This is a genomic window from Elusimicrobiota bacterium (assembly GCA_041658405.1).
GTDB lineage: Bacteria > Elusimicrobiota > UBA5214 > JBBAAG01 > JBBAAG01 > JBBAAG01.
The window spans coordinates 1-21,572 of the sequence record JBBAAG010000016.1; the positions used below are offsets into that span (position 1 = coordinate 1).

The following is a 21,572-nucleotide window of genomic DNA, read 5'->3' on the forward strand; positions in this document are numbered from 1 at the left end:
AACATCAATATTACCCCGTATAACCTATTTCTGTTCAGCTAATTTAATTGTTACAGCCTTAGTTTCCCCAGCCCGGATAGCGGATTTAACTTCCTTAATCTCGTACCCGCTTTTCCCAACGGCAATCACAACCTTCCCCGGTGAGACATACCCTTGCCAGATACCTTTATTATCAGTTGACTTAAATGCTCCGCCATTGATTGAAATCCCTACGTTATCAATAGGTTCACCTGATAATGTTTCAAGTACTTGAACCTTAATATACGATTTTGTATCAACCCCATCAGTTTTTGTCTTCACCCCTGAACCACTGACACTCACAGGTGCATCATCCTGAAGGATATTAATAGTCATTGCTTCCTTAGTAACATTAATTCTTTTCTTAACCGTATTTTTTTTCTTAGGATGCATAAATACCAGTTCATACTTCCCGGGTTTTAATTTATACCTATACGGCGTAGTCTCTGCAGTTACCAGTTGTCCTGTATTATCAGAGATACCGACAATAATTTTTTCATCATTGCCCGCATCGGGAAACTTTGCGCATATATACAACCCGGGTTCAAGGTTAAACATAAACTGTGTCCTAGCCCCGCTGCCTTCGGTACCGATTTCGAATTCTCCTTCAAAAGGATCCACACCGTATTTTTCAATTCTAACGGTATGATTTCCCACGCCAATCGCTACGCGTTCAAGCGGTGTTACCCCAAGATATGTTTCATCAACATATACTGACGCTGTGGGTGGCTGTGAATTTATAGAGACCCACATTTTTAACTTACCTGTTATAACAAACCGTGCCAGCCCACCGGGCCCGTCTTTGTTAAATACCGCATCCCAAAAACGTTTATCTATAATCATCCCGCCTGAAATTTCTGAGAAGTCTAATTCAGCAGCAATACTTTCATACTGAAGTTCCCCGGGACTTGATACATACTTCATCTCAACCTTATGCTTACCAGTCTTAAACGGCAGGTCAGCTACCGGTGTCTTGACACCCAGCAGTACTTTGTCAACATACACTTCCGCACCGGATGGAATGGATTTAAACGAAACCAGGCACTCAAACGGCACAACATAAGTTTCACTTGACTTCGTTTTAATAACCCTACTGCCGGGAATACTTACCGGCTGCCCGGTTTTTGAAATACTTACCGTTTGTTCTACAGCAGAAAACCCTTGTTTTTCGAGTTTGATATAGTAAACCCCTGCGGAAAGCCTTGATACCGGTAATGGAGTATTCCCAGAAAGCACAACAACTTTTTTTGAACCCTTAACTGCTTCAACTGTAAGAACCGCGCCAGTGGGAGTACTGTCAATAACAAAACTTGGCGCCCAGATAATGTTGTGAAGATACCTTCCCCTGGAAGTTAGCTGAAGCACAGTATCCGTTACCACATAACCCAGTAGTGCGAGTACTGCTATACTAATCCCGCCAAGAACCCAGAGTTTATATTTTTTAGTTGTATCAGCCACATAGTCAAATACAGTTTTTTCACGGCTACTGCTTTTCTTAGGTACAGATGCCGGTATATGCTGTACACCCTTAGGCTGAGTTTTAAATTCAGGCACCGAACTTTTTAACGTTGGTGACTGAGGCTTAAAAGTCCCTGTTTTTTCAGGTGCAATCCCCTGTTCCTTAAACTCTCTATGTTCTGCTACCGGCTGGGGCGTAGTAGTTTTACGGGGAATAGTACCTCCCGGCGTTTTCTGCGGGGCAGCCGGCGTGTTCTTAAGGCTTAACGATGCAAGCAACTCTTTCGTCCGCAGTTCCTCAAGTTCCATCTCCCTAGCCAAAAGTTTGTTTAAATAAATCTTGAGATCACCCTGGCGGTTACCCCAGTCACACGTATGCAGCCACCGCAGTAAATCCACGAACATCTCTTTTGCATTCTCATACCTTAACGTCAAATCTATCTGTAATGCCCGGTGTAATGCTTCAATCACTTCTTCCGGTATCTGCATTTCATCTAAAAGCTTAAAATCAATATTCCCTTGTGACGCGCGTGTCCATGCTTCTGTCTCCCCGTTTGTTCCATACGCCTTTTTCCCGGTTAGCACTTCATATAAAACTAATCCTGTTGAGAAAATGTCAGATTGCGCAGTTAGATTCGGATTATTATTTGCCTGTTCCGGTGACATATAACTAAACTTCCCGCGTAAACCTTCACGTTTCCCGTATGAAGGCCCTGTGGACGTTGTACTCAACACTTTTGCGATACCGAAATCCGCAAGTTTAACTTTCCCGTCGTAATACATCATGATATTCGCGGGTGAAATATCGCGATGAACAATCCCCAGCGGCTGACCGGTGAGATCGTCAATCCTTGCGTGGGCATAATCCTCAGCTTTAAGTATCTGAGAGATAATATAAACCCCGATCTCCTTAGGCAATATTTCATTCTCAATTTTTTCTTTTAAATACTGGAGATCACACCCGCGGACGTATTCCATCACAATATACCACTCTTTTTCTTCGGTCTGAAAATAATCTATTACACGCACAATGTTTTCGTGTTCAAGCTTAGCGGTATTAACAGCTTCCGAGTGGAACATCTCAATTAACGCGGTACTCCTCGCGAGATGTGTATGAAGTTTTTTTAATGCCACAAATTTTTCAAGATGCCGTGCCCATGCTTTGTACACGGTCCCGAACCCGCCGGGTTCACCGATTTGTTCAAGTATTACGTAACGGTTTGATACTATTTTGTATTCCATTTTTGTCTCACTAAATCAGTATACAATTCTTCCTGTTGGATTACCATATAATCAATATCATACTCTCGGTTTATCAATTCACTACCCGCCGTACCATACTGCTGTGCCAGTTCGTTATTCTGTATCAGGTATACAACCTTCTCCGCAAGTGTTCTATAATCCTTTGGCTCAATAAGATAACCTGTTTTATCGGGAATAACGATCTCTTTCACACCATCCACTGCGTACGCTACTACAGGCTTGGCACAAGCCATTGCTTCCAGGATTGATCGCGGTAATCCTTCCCATAATGAACTCATCGCAAACACGTCAGTAATTTTTAGTAACTGCCCGACATCTTTTCTCCAACCAAGAAGTTTTACTGTGTTTTCAAGTTTTAGTTCAGCTATTAAACTTTCAATCATCCCCCGTTGTTCACCATCACCGATAAACAAATACTTTATATTCCCAACCTTTTCAGACGCAAGCTTTGCTGATTTTATCATGTCAACCAGATTTTTCTGTGGTTTAAACGGGCCAATGGTTGTAACCACTCTATCTTCAGGTTTTAAACCCAACTTCTTTTTTTCTTCAATAACATCAACAACTATACCCTTATACTTCCCAACGGGTATCCCGCTGCGTATAACAGCATACTGTTCACGTTTACCAATCCCCGAACTCAACGCTTTCTCAATATTATCCTTAGCTACGGTAACCAGTTTATCAGTGAACCCTGAAGTAAACTTTTCAATCAATACATACAAAACTTTAACTATAGGATTTTGGAAATCATGAAACCCAAACCCGTGATAAGTATGCACTATTACCGGCACCCCAGCAACCCACGCGGCGATACGCCCGAGAATCCCGGCTTTTGACGAATGAGTATGCACAACCACAGGCATATTTTTTTTCAGTACCTTGTACAATTCAAATAACGCAGAAATATCTTTCAACGGATGTATTTCACGGATTAATGACGGCACGAAATGTAAATACAGGTTCGGTACGGTTTTAGCTTCTTCATCAAGTATTCCTCCGGGACCACATACAAGCCCGGGCTCAAATTTATCGCGGTTAAGATACTTAACGGTATGCAATGTATTCCCTTGCGCACCGCCAAGTTCAAGTTTTGTAATAATATGATAAACCCTTATCTTATCCATTGACTATCATCCCCGCAACTTTTTGCCCATGAATAATTGCATCTTCCATAGCACTATACTCCCACGCACCATACCGCCCGACAGAATGTATACTCTTCCTATTCAAATACTTTTGTATCTTAGCAACAGCCCTCCCGCGGTTAAAATCATATACGACATATGCATATGGTATTATTACTGCCTGTAAAACAACGATTTTATCAGATGGCCGTATAATACCCGCAATGATCAAACCATCAACCGCATCCTTCACATGTTTTTCGGTATTAATCCGTTCGTCTTGATGAAACGCAACTTCCACGTATAATGAAGAATAATTTTTATTTGGCACAACATCCACAGAAAAATTGTTTTGAAAACCAACACGGTAATAATTATATTTATCCTCCGGGAAATATATCCAGTGCTTATCACTTATATTCCTGGCTACACCGATGTTTATACACAAAACCTTTGTACTTCTAAGCGCTTTCCCGGCATTAACAATCTCACCCGGCGCGTCTTTAATACGCCTTACAAATTCGGGTAAAGGAATTGTGGAAACAAGAGTGTTGTACTTCACCCACCCGCTTTTTGATAACAGTACGGTTTTATTGTTACAATCAATACTTAACACCTCATCGGAAAAAGATATTTTATCCCTAACCCTTGCAGCAAAACCATCCACCAATGACTGTATTCCCCCGCGTTTAGGATAATAAAAATCGGCGTTATACCCCTTACTGTTTTTTGACTGATCCGTTAATGCGCCGGTGAGAATATCCTCCAAACTTGTTTTTGGAACATAATTCCCAACACCTTCCGGTGACATTAGTTTAGGGTTTATCCTCCATAATTTTGTGTTATAGGGAAACATAAAATGCCGGCTGATACCTTTCCCAAAATATTTTATACTCCAATCATAAAAACTTCTTACTTCATGCCCGCTTTTACTACGGTTAAACAATGTGTCAACGTACCCCATCACACAATCTCTCACTATTTCCGCAGGTAGGCCGAATGTATTTACCTGGAATGGAGCAGGCGTATACTTTCCGCACATATGCACCCACGAATTCCTGCGATGCGACACCAACCCGCTGCTAACAATATTTGTAACAAATTTCCTTACTTCCTGGTTTTTAAAATGCAATAAATGCCCCGTGAAATCAAACTTAAACCCGTTTATATTAACAGACCTGCACAACCCGCCGTACGTTTTTTCTTTCTCAAACACTATACAATCATTGTTAGCATGTAACGCATACGCGGTTGAGAGGCCAGTCAACCCGGCACCGAGTATTACAACTTTTCCATTAACTTTTTTCACTTGCGGCTTACTCCATCTTATACTTACTCAAATGCTTCCCGATTAAGACTGCCAGAAGTATAACAAAAACATATACTCCTATCGCGTACCATAATTGTACACGTGTAACAACCCATGCGCAAAAACCTATAAACATCGTAGCTCCCACTGCCGCAAATACTACCTGTACCCGTGATAAACCCGCAGCGGTAAGCCTTAATGCTAAATGATCCTTACTCCCCAGAAACGGCGACTTCCCCTGTTGAATTCTCAATATTGAAACATATACTGTATCAAACAACGGTATACCCAGTATCAACAGCGGCACATAAACGGCAATAGGGTTAACATTAGTATATGTTGTGCTTAGCGATAACGCAGCAAGTACAAACCCAATCCCTAAAGCACCGGTATCGCCAAGAAATATCTTTAACTTTTTTGACATATTATACGGCATAAACCCAATACACGCACCAGCCATGATTACGCTTGCAAAATTGACATAAATATCTTCACCAGGTAATGCAATAAAGAAAAAGGATAACGCCGAAATCGCAGCTACACCGGATGATAAACCATCCATAATATCTATAATATTAAGTGCATTAGTTACCCCAACAACCCATACAATAGTAATAATATCCGCAAGATAGTCCGGCTGTATAAACTTTATACGTATATCAAACATCAACAACATACACGCTGCGAGTATCTGCCACACAAATTTTACTTTATACCCCAACCCTCCGTGTTTAATATCATCCACCAACCCAACGATGGTAATAAAAGTTAATCCAAACAATATCCCGCGTAATGACCTTAAGGTACCCGTAGGAAAACTTGTGAAATACCTAAGGATAAGCATTGACAGCACAAATGCTAAATATACAGCTAACCCTCCGAGATACGGCACCGGAATTTTATGAGTTTTGATACTAGTGATTGGCTTATCATAAATATTAAATCTTACCGCAAGAAAACGGAATAACGGCGTTAATACTAAACCTAACACCAGTGAAATAATAAAAATCTTAAAATATACCATAATCTACCCTCTCACACCTTTTTTGTTTTATTCTCAATTATGCCCTGGCGTATAACGTAACACCATTACATGAAACCACTTTCTTAAACTTTTTCTCCAGTACTTCGTTATGTAACTTCCATCCTCTATCTGTGAACCTCACACTCTCATAAGACTGTAACCGTTTAAACTCAGGTTCATTGAAAACAATGTGGTTATAGTGGTTAGCTACAAGAAATTGTTCAACTTCAGAGATATCACGCGCATTGTTAACCGTTTTAAAATACCCATCCTGCACAAATACGTTTGTTATCCTAAACTGGCATTCATAATAATATCCCCGCTGGTCACCGATCAATAACACCTTGCCGCCCTTATCAACGTACTTATTTACAACTTCTGCTACGGGGTAATAGTTAATCTTAGCGGCAAGATAATCATGTTTTATCTGAACCCCCATTGCTGCCGGGAACATACCTGTGATATCGTGTATCATAAAATACAAAAACAAATTAGACACCACCATAAGTACCAGTACACAATACACCACAACTTTACCTGCGCGGTTAAGAATTTGTTCAATACCTGCCAACCCAATCCCCGATAATAACGCTAATACAGGCAATAGCGGGACAAGAAAACGTAAAACCTGTTTTGTGAAGAACCAACCAAAAAAGATTACTGCTGCGTAAATCCCCAGCATCTTTCCTGCATTAGCGAACCTAACAGAAAAAAATATTGATGGTAGAAACAGAAGGTACCATATCCACCCGATATCCCCAAGTACATCAATCCCACCGCCATACCTCAACGGCTGGTTAAACAACCACAACGGAAAGTTAAGTAATTCTATGACAGCATTACTGCGCATACTGTACTCAGTCAGTACCCCAAAGTATCCTTTTACCATCTCAGCCGACCAAATACCGTTTCCCGAAAATATTTGGTAAAAGAACGGATAAACCGGATTCCCAGTCCCCAAGTAGTTACGTATTGCCCAGGGAAGAAACGTTATTACAGCAATACCTACCAACCATAATACGGGTACAAACTTTTTTTTCAACAGCAAAATCAATACCGCACCTGCACCACCCAGCGCAGCAGTATACTTTATCCCTACCGCGAAACCCGCGATAATACCTGCAAGAACGATCCAGATAAACTTATCTTCAGCGACATACTCGTTTATGCAGATGAATAATAGTAACACAAAAAACGCGAGCCCTGTTTCAACATAAGTACTACCCGATAACAACATCACTGCCGGGGTTAAAGAATACAGTATTGTTGCATAAATCCCGCTTTTTTCGTTCAGGTACTTTTTTGAATAAAACCGTATTAAAACGATGATTCCTAAGAGAAAAACATAACTAAGCAGGTTTGCTCCATACTCACTTCCCAGCAATAACATAAAAGCATACATAAGTTCCATATTTTGAGGAAAATACGAAAACAAATTACCTTCAACCGGTACAATCCTATGCTGCTGTACATAATACCCGGGAAGAGACATATGGTACACCAAAGAATCGTAGTATGTAACTGGCGCATAGCATGACAATAACACAACGCTTAATACAAACACTAAAATGATCCCTAAATACCCTGTATAGTTAACCCAATCCTCACGAAGTTCATTTATCACTACGCCAATTTGTTTAATAAAACCGTACTTGATGTTGAGTCCTATGGGCAACACTACCGCCGCCCATGCTGATAGAGGATACATCAACCCTGTAACACCCAAACAATAAAGTATCACTGCACTAACGCATACGCCTATGCCAAAATATATTATAGACCTGAACGCCAGTGTATGATTCTCAAGCCACCACACAGCGTCATTACGCAAAAAGAAGTAACGGATAACTACTCTTCCGTAAAGAAGCATTGAAATACATGCTACCCCAAAAAACAATGTTTGCACAATTTTTTCAATAAGTTCAGGTATTGGATAATAGACAGAATACACCCCTGCTGCGATCATCAACAGCACAAGATATACTGCTAAAATACAGTTCTTTATTTTTTGGAGGTAAATATTTTGCATTTATAAATCCCGGCCTTTGCCAATAAATATTGTATCAACACCCATAATGTTGATAACCCGTAAACCGTACTTCTAAAAATATTTATGGACGACGCTTCCTCAAAATATCTCGCAGGTACCGGTACATCGCCTATGCGATACCCAAAATATGTTGCCTGTACAAGTATTTGCTGGTCAAACACGAAATCGTCAGAATTATTTTCCCACGCAATTTTCTCGAGTACTTCACGTTTATACGCGCGATACCCTGAATGAAATTCACCGAGGTTTTGCCCAAGCAAAATGTTTTCGAGAATGGTTAACCCGCGGTTTGCGATGTATTTATATACCGGCATCTTGCCATTAAGCGCTTCCCTGCGTGTCCTTATGCGGTTACCCATCATGAAATCACAGATATTTTTCTCAATAAAACCTACCATATACGGCAGTAACCGCGCGTCGTACTGGTAATCCGGATGGATCATAACAATAATATCAGCACCCAACTTCAAAGCTTCACTATAACACGTTTTCTGGTTAGCACCATACCCGCGGTTTTTATCATGAACAACAGTCCGTATCCCTAACGACTGTGCCAGCATAACCGTCCCATCTTTTGACGCATCGTCCACGAGTATAATTTCTGAAACAATATCTTTCGGGATATCGTTAAAAGTGCGTTCCAGTGTTTTCTCAGCATTATATGCAGGCATTACTACCACGATTTTCATAAACCATTACCACCTGTCATATTATCTTCAGCATTATTTCTAGTATTACCTATCTCAGCAAAAGATAAGCCAGTTTTCGCAATCATATATATCCCCATAACATTTTGAACAATATACTGTGTAGCATGAGAAAGAATCGCAAAAGTTAACCCCAATTCTTTATTGACTCCCAGAACCTGCAATGCTGACTGCGCAAAAAATTCCCAGGTTCCTATGTACCCCGGAGAAGAAGGTATCACCACACTCATTGCAGTTACTGCCTGTACCCAAATAACTTTCAATAACGACAGGTCTATTCTTACTGCAAGAAGAATGCAGTATGACATAAGAGAGTAACATGTCCACAACACGAGTGTATAAAACGTAACCAACAAAGAGTTCTGCCAAGTTCTGAACACTTTAAAACCCGCATAAAAATTATCTACAGCCCTCACTATTCGTTCACTATACTGTGTTTTTGAGAAAATGAAAGACACAATATTTTTAACCTGCCCTTTTGCAATAAATAAGAAGAGTAATCCTATGGGTATAACAACCAAAAACGCGAATACTAAATTACTCCCTGGCGCAAGTATCACCACAGAACTCGCAGTAATGACAACTAAAGGAAATACAAGATCGCATAAACGTTCCACCACAACAGTGGATAACACGAGTGACTTACTCAAACTATTACGTTTCGCAAGGACATACGCCTGTGTAAGATCACCTAACCTGAACGGTAAAAGATTATTTGTAGTAAGGCCTATACAGATAGACTCCATACAACTACGCCTGGGTATCACATGATGTTCCTTAAGCAGAACCTGCCAGCGGTAACTGCGAATATACAGTGAAACAACAGTCAAGACAAGCGACAATAACACAAACCCCCATTTTGCCGCAAGGATTAACGAAAAAATTTGCTGAAGGTCTGTTTTCCTGAAGATCAGGTACAAAAAAACACAACTGATCGCTATACCAAAAATTAACTTAACATATTTATTCATAAATTATTATCATATTAAATAAACATATATTTTATAATATATTAAATATGAAGAAAAGCATATACTCAACAATATTAAGATTTGCCATAGGACTAGTATTAATACTGTTTTTATTGTACAAACTAGGCATTCCCAATATCCTAGCCGCTGTTAAAACATTCAATTACTTATACTTTATCCCGATTGTATTCATACAAATATTTTTTTTTGCAATCACAGGTTTCAACCTTAAATACATAATATCACCATTAAAGAACATCAGTTACCCTAAATGTTTTAGCATAGGGTTGTACATGTGGGCTGCACGCAATATCTTACCCGCGAACTTCGGGGATCTTACACTCCTATATTTTTTAAAGAAAGAAAATGTTGACATCGGCCCGAGCACTGCTGTATTTCTTATAGACAAAACCACAGCGTTAATACTAGGCTTCATTATCTGCACCGGAACAGCGTTAATATACTTTGATATTCCGACTGCAATGCGGATATTAACATTCGCCTTCCTTGCTTTCTTAATACTCGGGATATTGTTATTCACTCCGGCAATCCGCAGGATCGTTAAAACACTCCTTGGCCCCATAGGCCAGCGGTTTACCGGTTTTTTTGCCGCTTACAAAAACTACTTCATCACACATACCGGCATTGTTTTAATAAACCTAGGGATTAACCTTCTCCGCTGGATAATTTCATCATTACCTATATACTTTGCATTAAGAGGAATAGGGATAGAGTTGTCTTTTATCACAACCTTCCTGGTTAACAGCGGAGTTGCAGTTATCGCATTAATACCGTTAAGCATAAGCGGCCTTGGCATACGCGAAGTAAGCGCGTCAATATTATTCAGCAAGATAGGTTTTGATGCAGGAAAGATTGCCAGCGGGTACCTTGTATTACTAGTTTTTAACTATCTGCTAACAGCAGTAATATTCGCGTTTATGTCTAAAGAAGTACTTACTTTCTCCGCTAAAGGCGACCTTGAGAACAATCCCGTAACAAAACCGTAGTTCCACCATATAAGAGTATAAATAAACAACCCGGTATATACCGCTGCGTGTTTAATATTTTTGGAATCAAAAACAAACTTTACATACCCTGCTAACACCAAAATCCCCGCAGATTCCATCAACCATTTCACCGGAGGCATTCCGGGTAAAGCAAACCATATAATCACAGCGATTCCGCATAGCAAAATTAGTGGCTCGAAATGTATAAGCCTAAACAACCCGAACTTACGTACGAGGTATGCTTGTACCTTGCCGTAGTTAAACATCATCCTCGCGAAAAGTTTCCATGTTTTTGCGCGGTAATGCCGTACAATTGCTGCGGGATTATACAATAAAATATACCCCTTTGCTTTCATACGCTTATCAAATTCAACATCCTCACCCGGATAAAGGTTAGGGACAAAACCACCGAGATCAGCAAATATTTCACGTGGATATAATGAGTTGCATGTAGGATTATGATCAACTTTCTTGTAATCATCCACCTTCTTTTTAGCATTCTTTATTGATGGTTTGATGTATCCGGTGATAAACCCTACTGATTTCATAAACCCTTGAACATAACGGCCAAACTGGCTTTCATCCAACGGGCTTTGCTGGTCACCTCCGACACAAGCAATTTTGTATTTATACAACGGCCACGAACTGCGGGTCGGGAGATTGTTCATATTATCCAAACTCAACGGTTTCAATAATTCATCCAGCCAGTCAGCAGCAACAACGCAGTCCGCATCAGTGAACGCTAAATACTTACCCGCTGAACGTTCAATAATCATATTCCTTGCTTTTGACGGGCCAACACCGTCAGTAGTAATAATCTTTAACCTTTCATCCCCGAATTTCGTGTTAAACACTTCTTTGTACTTCTCAATAATGATGCCGGTGGTATCAGTTGAACCGTCATTCACAACAATAAGTTCGTAAGTAGTATAATTCAGTGCAAGGACTGACTCCAGGCATTTAACAACTGTATGCTCAGCATTTTTTGCGGGTATCCCTATAGTAATTAACGGCGGCATATGATTCTTTAGTACTCCTTAACTAACAAAATAAACACTATTTATTCGACGCAAAAAGGTATCTTAAATAATTCCAAAACCCTCGTAATTTACGGTAAAAATCCGGTAAACTCTTTGTTTCAAACAAAAATCTTATCATATATTGAGGACGAAAATAAAACTTTTTTAATCCGCTATCAACATAACAATCAATTTCTTTACGTGTCATATTCTCATACTCCACCACACCAGCCTGTTCTCCTTGTAATAACCAATCCGCCCAAGACTTTGCTTTCAACCACCCTTTTTCTTTAGCTAACTCATAGTATCTTGTCCCAGGAAACGGTACAGCACCCGAAAACTGTGCGGTATGCAACCCAAGGCTTAACGCAAAATCAATAGTTTTCTTTGCAGTAGCATGTGTTTCACCCGGCAGGCCAATAACAAAACATCCGTGAACACTAATCCCGTATTTTTTGGTAAGCTCCATAAACTTCCGTGCTTGCTCCAGAGTAGTATTTTTATGCATATTCTCAAGCATACCCTGGTCACCGGATTCAAACCCCACTAATATTTCGCGGCACCCCGCACGTTTCATGAGTTTAAACATTTCATCATTAACGCTATCCACCCTGCCGTTAACTGAAAATATTATCTTCAACCCGCGCCGGAGTATTTCATCACAGATTTCCATTGCGCGCGATTGTTTTACAGTAAACGTATCATCTTCAAAGAAAAACTCGCCGCCCTTTAGTACCTGGGGGCATAATTTTATATCGTATTCAATTTCATCCACCACATTTTTTGCACTTCTTAACCTATACTGTGTCCCGTGCATTACCTGCGGCCATAAACAAAAAACACATTGGTTCGGGCACCCGCGGCCGGATATTATGTCGATATAAGGATACAACTTCCCGCCGTCAAAATATTTCATTAGGTCAAGGTGTTTCCATGCAGGAAAAGGTAGGGCATCAAGGTTTTCAATTAACCCCCGCGGGGTTGTCCGTATAAACTCAGTACCGTTTCTATAACATATTCCTTGAACTTCATTAAGGTTCGGATACTTTAACACACAATCACGTACAGCGTAATCATACTCACCTATAACTACCATATCTACCATACCATCACTGATCTTAAGCGTATCTTCCGGTAGTGATGACACATGGGGCCCGACCATAATAACCTTAACCCCAGCGGATTCCTCTTTCACAATCTTTGCGCATTCAATATCAGAATATATTGACGGCGTTGTAGCGTCGAGTACCACGAATTCCGGCTGTTCATTTTTTATGAGTTCACGTAATTTATCTTTCCCCCAGTCCATCGCAGGAAAGTCGTAAAGTTTTACCTCCACCCCGGCTTGTTCAAGGACAGCCGTTGCGTATGCCAGCCAGTCCGGTGCACGCAGTACGCGTCCGCGGGTACGTGCAGCCCAGCGTTGTGTCCTACAAAAATCCGGGACAAACGGTTCATTGATAACCAATACTTTTGTCATAAACCCAACATTTTCTTCCGTGCTTCAGGATATAATCCTGGCATTAATAACCAGTTAACCGGCATATTATACTCATTAATCCCGCTTTGCCCCGCCGGTTGTTTATCCTTAACGATTTCGTAGATATACAGATATCCCGTAGGATCCGCTACATATTTCTCCCAGTACTGCGGGATATCAGACATTCTGTACCCTCTTTGATTATCCAGCGTGATATCCGGCAAAGTTTTATGTATAAGCCTCACATGTTTCACCCAAAACTCATTAAAGATCCGCAACTGTCCTGCATTGTCCCAGTTAAACATATCATACCCAGCCAACCGTTTAGCTTCGGGCAGGTTTAACATAAAATGTGTAACTTTCATTTTATTAACGAGATTATCATAAAACTCATCCATATTATTTGACTCCCGCATTACACGCACTAACGGGCTTTCATCCCCGATTGTTTGCACGACAACTTTATGTTTGGAATATAACCCGCGGCATTCACCCAAGAACGCTATCTTAGAACCTACAGGCATATTTTTATTCATCCAATCCGTTGCGGGATAGTACGGGCACGGATAAGTTGGCCGTTGGGTGGATAAATACGAATACCTGCTCTCCATCCCAAGCAGGTACGGCAGGGGATCCATTGACATTTTTTCCATAAACACAGTAGAATACACCTGCCGGAACCCAAGAAATATCACAAATAATAGCAGTACAGTTTTTACGAACTTAACCAAATTGTTTTCTGTAAGATAATACGCAAGCACAATACTTGCAACCGGTAATACCGGGGTTAAATACCTGAAATATGTCCTTACCATAAACCAGATAACGCAGTAGATTACAGAGTATATCAGCAAGAACTTCAATTCCGGCTTTGTCTTCCACCATAAAAGAGTGAAGGGCAGAAGCAATAATAATATAACCCCGGAATGCGGCTCCTGCGTATTTGTTCCCATAGTAAGTGTCCATGGGAGGGTAACAAAATTTTTTATACTCCTATCCGGCGGGCCGGGATCAGTGAATGCTACCACCGAATTCTTGTGTTTCACCCCGATATCCTGTGTCGGGGATACCACATAAGGATACGTAGGATTCCCCGTGAGTACAGCATTACGCACCAACCACGGACTCACGGTTAGAACACTTATTACCCCAATAACAACTACGGCAAGTATGACTTTCTTTAACTCAACAACTTTACGTTTTAAAATGTAATACCCTGTAATTGCAATCATTAATGCGATCAGACAATATACGCTGGTATACTTCCCCCCGATTGCGAGCCCGGCGAATGCACCTGATAAGACTAACCACTTGATAAACTGATTTTGCTGTTCACCACCGTTCTCAATAAACTTTGCAGCGTTAAGAAACGCGTAAACAGCAAGTGTTTCAAACAAACCCAGCCCATGTTCAACCGCTGTTTTCCATGCAACAATCATTGCCATAGGTATCGTATAAAGAATGAACATAGCATATATCCCGGTAGCACGCGAAAAATACTTCCGTGCAATCGTGTATACCGTCATCAACAACAATACGCCTATAATATAATGCACGAGCTTCGCAGTTATGTCATTACCATAAAGCATTACCGCGCCGTACAATACCTGAATATTCAGCGGGTAGTAAGAATACTCAAAATCTTCTATCGGCGCAATCTTATGCCCTAAAACCCACTGTAACGGCACACCTAGGTGGTACTTCATAGAATCATAAAACGTTTCAGGTACCAACGACCCGGCTAAGACCGCAATTAAAGCAATAAAAAGCACGCACAATGCAGTAATCTCATTAACTGCCAGTTTACTTTTAGGAAGGAAAGACTTAGCGTTCTCCACCACTTTTTTTAGGTTCAGCACCAGAAACACAAACCCGATCCCCAGAAGAAATATTGCAGTCCCTAAACTGAACAACCCAATGATCCCTGTGGCTAAAAAAATAACAATCAACAATCCCAACCCGATACCTGAATCAAAGACAAACTCTTCTTTTCCGTTATGGTACTCCAATTTCAACACATACCTGTTGAGCATAGCACCGTATCCGTATGCCGCGAGAAATAACACTTTCGCTCCGGCTATAGCAAGAACGCTTGACACCAGCACATTTACGAACCCTGGTGCGGCTTTATCCATCCTTGCCGGTAAGGTAAACAATAAATTCAACGCATTAAAATCAACGGGATACGCAGCGAAGTAATTTTTTGCGAGTACGTATGCCCATACCGCAATAATCCCAGATAATACTAATTGCAGAACAACATTGTTAGCAATAATCTTTCCAAGGACAGGTGTCAATCTTTGTACCGGAACCGGTACGATCACAGGTTTGTTTTTGTTATGCTTATTTTTTATATTACTCAAAACATCTCCCCATTAAAGAGTTTCATCTACGCCATACTTTTTTGCGCGTTCAGAAAAATCGTACGCTCTGCACATAGTACACAAAAACGGTACTTTAGCATCAGGTTTTGTTATCGTATCACGGAATTTTCTGAACCGTTCGGAATTCCAAATCTCGCTTAACGACTGTTTATAAATATTCCCGAACGCATGTTCCCGAAGCACCGTACGCTTATTAGACATCAATATATTACAGCAGGGCATTACATATCCGCCCATAATGATATAGGGCTCCATCCATGCTATACACTGGTTGATACTGGGATTTTGTTTACACTCGATATGACTTAAAAAAACGTTCACATTGTATTTCAGGGCATTTTCCATGGTAGCTTTAATAATTTCTTCCGGTACTTTTGCTACTGAGTATTGTTTTACTTCAGGAAATTCGAGATTACCTACAAAATCCAACCTTGCCCCGCGACCCATCATTTTGGTGTCAAACGACGCTATAAGCTTCACAAAATCCGGCATCTCATGAACATTTTCTGTAAGTATAATGTTCCTGAAACTTACTTCAGGCAATAAACTTTTTTTCTTTCTTTTTATTTCCAACAATTTATTTATATTATTTATTACACGGTAAAAATTACAGCCAACACGTATTTTTTCGTATGTTTCCTTAGTCGCAGCGTCTAATGAGATATAAATACCTTCAAGTTTAATATCAACCAGCATTTCAAGTTTTTCTTCATCCATCATATCAAGCGTATCGACAAGGTATACCGAAATAAACTTATCCTTTGCATGCCTTAACATTTTGGGATAATCCGGATTTGTAAAAGACGACCCTTCACCTGTTAAATGCAACCAGCGTATACCTTTAAACTCATTTACTATATGTTTAAACTCATCTAAACTCAAATGCCGTTCTTCCTGGTCCTTCCAGTAAGTATGTTCGCACATAATACATTTTCGCGGGCATATCGTGGTAACCTCTATCTCGACGTACCTTGGCCTAGGTACGAGCCTCGGGAAACGGCGAACAATAGGGTTTAACAAAAAGTAAATCCCCGCTCCGGCACCTTCACCTGCGGGTACAAAAAATTTTGTATAAAAAAAACTGTACGCCTGTTTCAATCCGCGTACACGCAAAATGTAGAAATACGTCCTTATATACTCCATCGCACTACGAAAAATAAGTTTTAAAAGATAAAATATACCGAAATACTTTGAGGTAGTATATATACCCCCGGGTAAGAATTTCAACCAATCACGTTTTTGTTTCTCCGTACCACTTTCGTTACTGACCATTATGTTATCCCCTTTCAAAAATACTTTAATACAACAGAAACTAATTATTAGAAATGAGCAAAGAATGAATCAACCTCTTGCATCTCTTCCGGCGAGTTCACATTAATATACTTATTACATAACCTGTAGAGCTTAACATTCTTATTATCATCTACCGCAGCTTGAATTAAATCCGGCAACTCTTTTTCTCCGCGTTTCGAGTTAATACCCATACTCTCTACATACCCTAAAACCGAATTCCTGAATACACAATTCCCTGTACCCATAACATTATTAAATGGCTCTTCAGGTTTTTCTACAAGCTTAATTACCCTGTCATCTTTTTCGTACAGCATAGAATATGTTCGTTTTATCAGGTTTTTGTCCTTAACTTCAACAACCCCGCAGAGAATATCAACATTTTCATTTTTAAACTTTTTCAACATTCCTTCATGGTCCGGGTTTAACATGATTTCGTCGCCAAGCATCAACATGATATCATCGTTACCTATAACAGGCCTTGCCCAATCAATGGCATCCACCAATCCTTTGGGTTCCCATTGAATAACATACTTAACACGGGTACCTTTGTAACTCGTCCCGTACATATTAATAGCATCTTCAGCGCGGTATCCAACAACAAGAATTACTTCCGTTATTTCCTTCTGCCGTACCGCAGTATCAAGGCTATGTTCAATCAATGGCCGTCCGCGAACAGGAAGCATACACTTGTTTATCCCTTCGGAAACCTTCCCTAACCGCTTACCTCTACCTCCGGCAAGTATTAACGCTTTCATTTATTAAACAACCTTTGGTTCACATGAATCCAGTCCACCAACTTTGTAATACCTTCCACAGGCTTCACCTTAGGTGACCATTTAAGATTTTTTGCAGCTTTCCTTATATCGCACACAAAATACTTTAGATCGCCGTACCGTCCCGGTGCAAACTTAACGTCAACCTTCTTCCCGACAATATTTTCAATAACCTTGATTGATTCAAGTAACGATATCATTGTCATCTTACCCCCGCCGATATTATAAATTCCGGGTACAGGATGTTTTCGAAAGGCATCAAATGCTTGGACAACATCTTCTGCATAAATAATATCTCTCAACTGTTTACCGGTACCAAATATTGTCATGGGTATTCCCAACACAGCGCGGATACAAAAATTAGCAACCCAGCCATGGTCCTCACCACCCAACTGCCTTGGACCATATAGACCGGTAAGACGAAAACTTGCAGCTCTAATCTTATATGTTTCAATGTACGTCCTAACATAAATATCTGCACTTGCTTTTGATGCATGCAATGGTGTTAACCACCCACCCAGGGTAGGATACTCCTCATCAATCCCTACGGGATTACGCAAATACCTAGTTTTCCCTGATTTAAGCTCGTCATTAATTTTGTTACCGTACACGTGAACAGTAGCACAGGAAACAACAGGGATTTTAAACTTTCTCGCAGCTTCTAAAACATTAAAAGTTCCCATAAGATTCGTTGTGATATCCAGTTCCGGTTCTTCCATGCTTATGGTGACCGCCGGCTGAGCGGCGGTATGAACAATAAAACTGCTGCCATTAACATTGTCAAACAAATGTTCTTTATTTCGTACATCACCTTTTACAACATTTACTCCAATAGATTTAAGGTAGTCAGTATTATAATTTCTCGCTTTTTCAACGTTATATCCGGTACGCATAAGTTCATGTTTTGTCATGTTGTCATACGCAACAACTTTCACACCCTTTTTCGCATAATACTCGCAAACCCATGAACCAAGGAATCCACAACCGCCAGTAACTATTATTTTCATTACTATCACTACTCCTTATAAATATAAACAATTAATATACAAAATAGGCGAGAATAATTCAATTACACGCTTTATTAACGATTAAGCGTTTGTTCAAATTTATTTATCATTTCGTCAACGTATTTATCCCAGGTAAGATTCTCATGTACCCACTTCATACCTTCTCCAGCAATCTTCTGCCAGGTAGAGTGGTTATCAAACACTTGCTGTAACGCATTCCCAAAGTCATTAGTTACAACTCCTAAATTCTTAGACTTTATCAACCCCGCAGCACCCATTGTAGTAGAAACCACTACAGGCTTCGCACAGGATATAGCTTCAAACGGCGCAAGCCACCCCCCCTGCTCCTTAACGGGGAACACACACACATCCGCGATGTTATATAACTTCGCAAGTTCAGTTTTGCCTACGATACCCGTATAAACCACACGGGATTCCATACCGTAACTTTTCACAGCGTCAACAACCTCATTATAATACTTTGTATCCTTATTCCCCACCAATACCAAAACTGCGTCAACACCATTTTTACAGATATTATTCAATGCATTAACTGACGCCAATTGATTTTTTTGAGGAGACAAAACCCCTGCCTGTAACACAATTCTTTTTTCGAAAGGAATTTTGTATTTTTCGCGCAATTCTTTCGCGTCAACTTTTTGAGCATAAAATATTTCAGTACTTATTCCATAAGGGATCACCACAGAATCTCTCCGACCATAACGTTCCTCAACCCTGCTGAAATTATTTTCGTCCGCAACGATCAGAGTATCAACTGAACTATTAATGATCTCTCTATCAACTTTCAATCCCACCCAGCGAAACAGTTTCATTATCAAAGATGGACGTAAATTATTCACCAGGTCAGGAGGTTCATTACACAACCACACTACAGGTTTATCTAAACCATGCACGGCAATACTAGCAGGGAAATTATGGGTATTAATTATATCAAACTCGCGGTAACAACTCTTTATAAGTTTCCGTAACCACCAGTATTCATCAAGAATTCCCATCGCTGCTGTAATTCCCGTACTTCTGAATGCATACGGAAACACTTTTGGAGGCAGTACAAATTCAACACCAGGACACAATCCGCGTACTTCTTCGGAAACATTCAGAGTAACAACCTTAGTTCCAATCCCGCGTTTAAGCAACCCTAGCGCGAGTTCCCGTACGACCGATTCCGCCCCGCCGTATACGCTCATGTACCTATTTACGATCAAAACTTTCATCTATTTATATCGCTTCAAGATAAGTTGTGAGAACACCCTAAACGCCGCTTTTACCTGCCATACCAGCTGGTTAAAAGAATCTAAACGAAATAAATGAGAAAACATATATGAAGGCCGTATATAAAAACTTTGGTAGGCATAGGACATAAAATCATGAAACTTCGTCCTATCCTTACGAGTCCAGGAATGATCTTCCATCGGTATAGTTGGATTATTAACAAACTCACGCCAGAAATCTGTAAACTTATTTTCATCCAACCCTTGCTGGTAAAACACGCTACCTGGTATAGGATGAAACATTCCAAATGCTATGTAGTCAAGTTTTAATGATTTAGCGTACTCCAATGTTATTTTAGTTTCTTCTTCAGTTTCGGTAGGTAAACCAAACATAAAATCCGCGTACGTATATATTCCGGCATCATATACCATAGCAATTGTTTTTCTTACTTCGTCTAGTACAAGTTTTTTATTTATTAACTGCTGTAACCGCGGATTACCAGTTTCAATCCCGAATTGTATCAACCTACATCCTGCTTTTTTCATTAACACAACCATTTCTTTATCCAAAACATCCGCACGGCTGCGGCAATGCCAACGGATCTTTAATCCGCGTCGTAATATTTCATTGCAGATATCCATTGCGCGCTGGCGGTTGGAAGTAAACAACTCGTCAAACAACAGGAAATCTGTAATTTGATAATTATTATGCAGGTACTGAAGCTCGTTAACAACATTTACCGCAGAACGATACCTAACTTTTTGCCCGCTTTCGATATTAGAACAAAAAAGACATTTAAACGGGCACCCTCTTGATGTAATAACTGTAGTTATAGGATTACGTTTAGCAAGTATAGATTTATACTTATTAACACTCAAAAGTTCACGTGCGGGATACGGCAGAGAGTCAATATCTTCTTCCCGCCCGCGGGTAAGCGGTTTTGAATAATTCGACTTTTTACTCCATATATTAGAAATTTTTGAAATATCCGACACCCTATTTTCTGCTATACATTCAACAAGTTCAGTAAAACTATGTTCCCCCTCACCTGCCATAACATAATCAATCTCCGGCAGTTTAATAGTTTCTTCTGGATATAACATGACATGCGGCCCACCCGCAATTACAAGCGTTTTTGCGTTTAGCTGTTTAACACTTTTAGCAACTATTATACCGTCGTTGAGATAATAAGTTGAGAAATAAATACCGACTATATCAGGCTTTTCTTTGTCAATAAAACCCTTAACTTGCTCATGCGTATACTGTTCTGTACAAGCATCTAATACTTTTATACCCACATTTTTAGAATGATTTTTGAGGTAACTTGCGATATACAACATCCCAATCGGCGGATAATTCCCGGCATCAGCTTCAATATACACATGTGGAGTCACACCAAAAATATAATTTTCACGCGGAGGATAAATCAGCAGTATTTTCATATTACAA

The 21,572-nt window shown here is 40.1% G+C and carries 16 protein-coding genes; 1 reads left to right on the top strand and 15 read right to left on the bottom strand.

What is annotated here, in order from left to right; genetic code table 11:
• Positions 1-24: 24 nt before the first annotated feature.
• From WC955_04595 to WC955_04625, 7 genes are read right to left on the bottom strand one after another with little or no spacing between them, the layout of a single operon-like run.
• Entirely contained in the window at positions 25-2,718 is a 2,694-nt protein-coding gene (locus WC955_04595; protein MFA5858324.1) for a serine/threonine-protein kinase, read from the bottom strand.
• Entirely contained in the window at positions 2,703-3,866 is a 1,164-nt protein-coding gene (locus WC955_04600; GenBank protein MFA5858325.1) for a glycosyltransferase family 4 protein, read from the bottom strand. Before WC955_04600 ends, WC955_04595 begins: the two co-directional genes overlap by 16 nt.
• Positions 3,859-5,175: an FAD-dependent oxidoreductase gene (locus WC955_04605; GenBank protein ID MFA5858326.1), complete on the bottom strand. Its 1,317-nt coding sequence runs from the start codon at positions 5,173-5,175 to the stop codon at positions 3,859-3,861. Before WC955_04605 ends, WC955_04600 begins: the two co-directional genes overlap by 8 nt.
• Before the next feature lie 7 nt (positions 5,176-5,182).
• A complete protein-coding gene (locus WC955_04610; protein MFA5858327.1) occupies positions 5,183-6,199 on the bottom strand; it encodes an MraY family glycosyltransferase in 1,017 nt (338 codons plus the stop codon).
• Positions 6,200-6,236: 37 nt separating this feature from the next.
• Positions 6,237-8,228, bottom strand: a complete 1,992-nt coding sequence (locus tag WC955_04615) for a glycosyltransferase family 39 protein (protein MFA5858328.1) — start codon at positions 8,226-8,228, stop codon at positions 6,237-6,239.
• Positions 8,201-8,938: a glycosyltransferase family 2 protein gene (locus WC955_04620; protein ID MFA5858329.1), complete on the bottom strand. Its 738-nt coding sequence runs from the start codon at positions 8,936-8,938 to the stop codon at positions 8,201-8,203. Before WC955_04620 ends, WC955_04615 begins: the two co-directional genes overlap by 28 nt.
• On the bottom strand, positions 8,935-9,927 hold the full coding sequence (locus WC955_04625) for a lysylphosphatidylglycerol synthase transmembrane domain-containing protein (GenBank protein ID MFA5858330.1): 993 nt from the start codon (positions 9,925-9,927) through the stop codon (positions 8,935-8,937). The genes WC955_04620 and WC955_04625 overlap by 4 nt, the downstream gene beginning before the upstream one ends.
• Positions 9,928-9,974: 47 nt before the next feature.
• Between WC955_04625 and WC955_04630 the strand changes: the two genes are divergently transcribed.
• Positions 9,975-10,934: a lysylphosphatidylglycerol synthase transmembrane domain-containing protein gene (locus WC955_04630; protein MFA5858331.1), complete on the top strand. Its 960-nt coding sequence runs from the start codon at positions 9,975-9,977 to the stop codon at positions 10,932-10,934.
• Here the strand turns inward: WC955_04630 and WC955_04635 are convergent.
• The 8 genes from WC955_04635 to WC955_04670 all read right to left on the bottom strand — a co-directional run bounded on the left by WC955_04635 (position 10,835) and on the right by WC955_04670 (position 21,565).
• On the bottom strand, positions 10,835-11,953 hold the full coding sequence (locus tag WC955_04635) for a glycosyltransferase (protein MFA5858332.1): 1,119 nt from the start codon (positions 11,951-11,953) through the stop codon (positions 10,835-10,837). The two genes, WC955_04630 and WC955_04635, sit on opposite strands and share 100 nt — an antisense overlap.
• Before the next feature lie 37 nt (positions 11,954-11,990).
• A complete protein-coding gene (locus WC955_04640; protein ID MFA5858333.1) occupies positions 11,991-13,433 on the bottom strand; it encodes a radical SAM protein in 1,443 nt (480 codons plus the stop codon).
• Positions 13,430-15,796 carry a glycosyltransferase family 39 protein gene (locus tag WC955_04645; protein ID MFA5858334.1) on the bottom strand — a complete coding sequence of 789 codons (2,367 nt, stop codon included), beginning with the start codon at positions 15,794-15,796 and terminating at the stop codon, positions 13,430-13,432. The genes WC955_04640 and WC955_04645 overlap by 4 nt, the downstream gene beginning before the upstream one ends.
• Positions 15,797-15,808: 12 nt before the next feature.
• Entirely contained in the window at positions 15,809-17,089 is a 1,281-nt protein-coding gene (locus WC955_04650) for a radical SAM protein (GenBank protein ID MFA5858335.1), read from the bottom strand.
• A gap of 47 nt (positions 17,090-17,136) precedes the next feature.
• Entirely contained in the window at positions 17,137-17,865 is a 729-nt protein-coding gene (locus tag WC955_04655; protein ID MFA5858336.1) for a sugar phosphate nucleotidyltransferase, read from the bottom strand.
• Positions 17,862-18,896 carry an NAD-dependent epimerase/dehydratase family protein gene (locus WC955_04660; GenBank protein MFA5858337.1) on the bottom strand — a complete coding sequence of 345 codons (1,035 nt, stop codon included), beginning with the start codon at positions 18,894-18,896 and terminating at the stop codon, positions 17,862-17,864. The genes WC955_04655 and WC955_04660 overlap by 4 nt, the downstream gene beginning before the upstream one ends.
• A 68-nt stretch (positions 18,897-18,964) precedes the next feature.
• Positions 18,965-20,125 carry a glycosyltransferase family 4 protein gene (locus WC955_04665; GenBank protein MFA5858338.1) on the bottom strand — a complete coding sequence of 387 codons (1,161 nt, stop codon included), beginning with the start codon at positions 20,123-20,125 and terminating at the stop codon, positions 18,965-18,967.
• Complete coding sequence (locus WC955_04670; protein MFA5858339.1) at positions 20,126-21,565, bottom strand: radical SAM protein; 1,440 nt, start codon at positions 21,563-21,565, stop codon at positions 20,126-20,128.
• Positions 21,566-21,572: the final 7 nt, after the last annotated feature.

Bases quoted from the DNA above. Each gene is read 5' to 3' on its own strand.
- WC955_04595 (MFA5858324.1), bottom strand. From the start codon at position 2,718: ATGGAATACAAAATAGTATCAAACCGTTACGTAATACTTGAACAAATC.
- WC955_04600 (MFA5858325.1), bottom strand. From the start codon at position 3,866: ATGGATAAGATAAGGGTTTATCATATTATTACAAAACTTGAACTTGGC.
- WC955_04610 (MFA5858327.1), bottom strand. From the start codon at position 6,199: ATGGTATATTTTAAGATTTTTATTATTTCACTGGTGTTAGGTTTAGTA.
- WC955_04615 (MFA5858328.1), bottom strand. From the start codon at position 8,228: ATGCAAAATATTTACCTCCAAAAAATAAAGAACTGTATTTTAGCAGTA.
- WC955_04620 (MFA5858329.1), bottom strand. From the start codon at position 8,938: ATGAAAATCGTGGTAGTAATGCCTGCATATAATGCTGAGAAAACACTG.
- WC955_04625 (MFA5858330.1), bottom strand. From the start codon at position 9,927: ATGAATAAATATGTTAAGTTAATTTTTGGTATAGCGATCAGTTGTGTT.
- WC955_04630 (MFA5858331.1), top strand. From the start codon at position 9,975: ATGAAGAAAAGCATATACTCAACAATATTAAGATTTGCCATAGGACTA.
- WC955_04635 (MFA5858332.1), bottom strand. From the start codon at position 11,953: ATGCCGCCGTTAATTACTATAGGGATACCCGCAAAAAATGCTGAGCAT.
- WC955_04640 (MFA5858333.1), bottom strand. From the start codon at position 13,433: ATGACAAAAGTATTGGTTATCAATGAACCGTTTGTCCCGGATTTTTGT.
- WC955_04650 (MFA5858335.1), bottom strand. From the start codon at position 17,089: ATGGTCAGTAACGAAAGTGGTACGGAGAAACAAAAACGTGATTGGTTG.
- WC955_04655 (MFA5858336.1), bottom strand. From the start codon at position 17,865: ATGAAAGCGTTAATACTTGCCGGAGGTAGAGGTAAGCGGTTAGGGAAG.
- WC955_04665 (MFA5858338.1), bottom strand. From the start codon at position 20,125: ATGAAAGTTTTGATCGTAAATAGGTACATGAGCGTATACGGCGGGGCG.
- WC955_04670 (MFA5858339.1), bottom strand. From the start codon at position 21,565: ATGAAAATACTGCTGATTTATCCTCCGCGTGAAAATTATATTTTTGGT.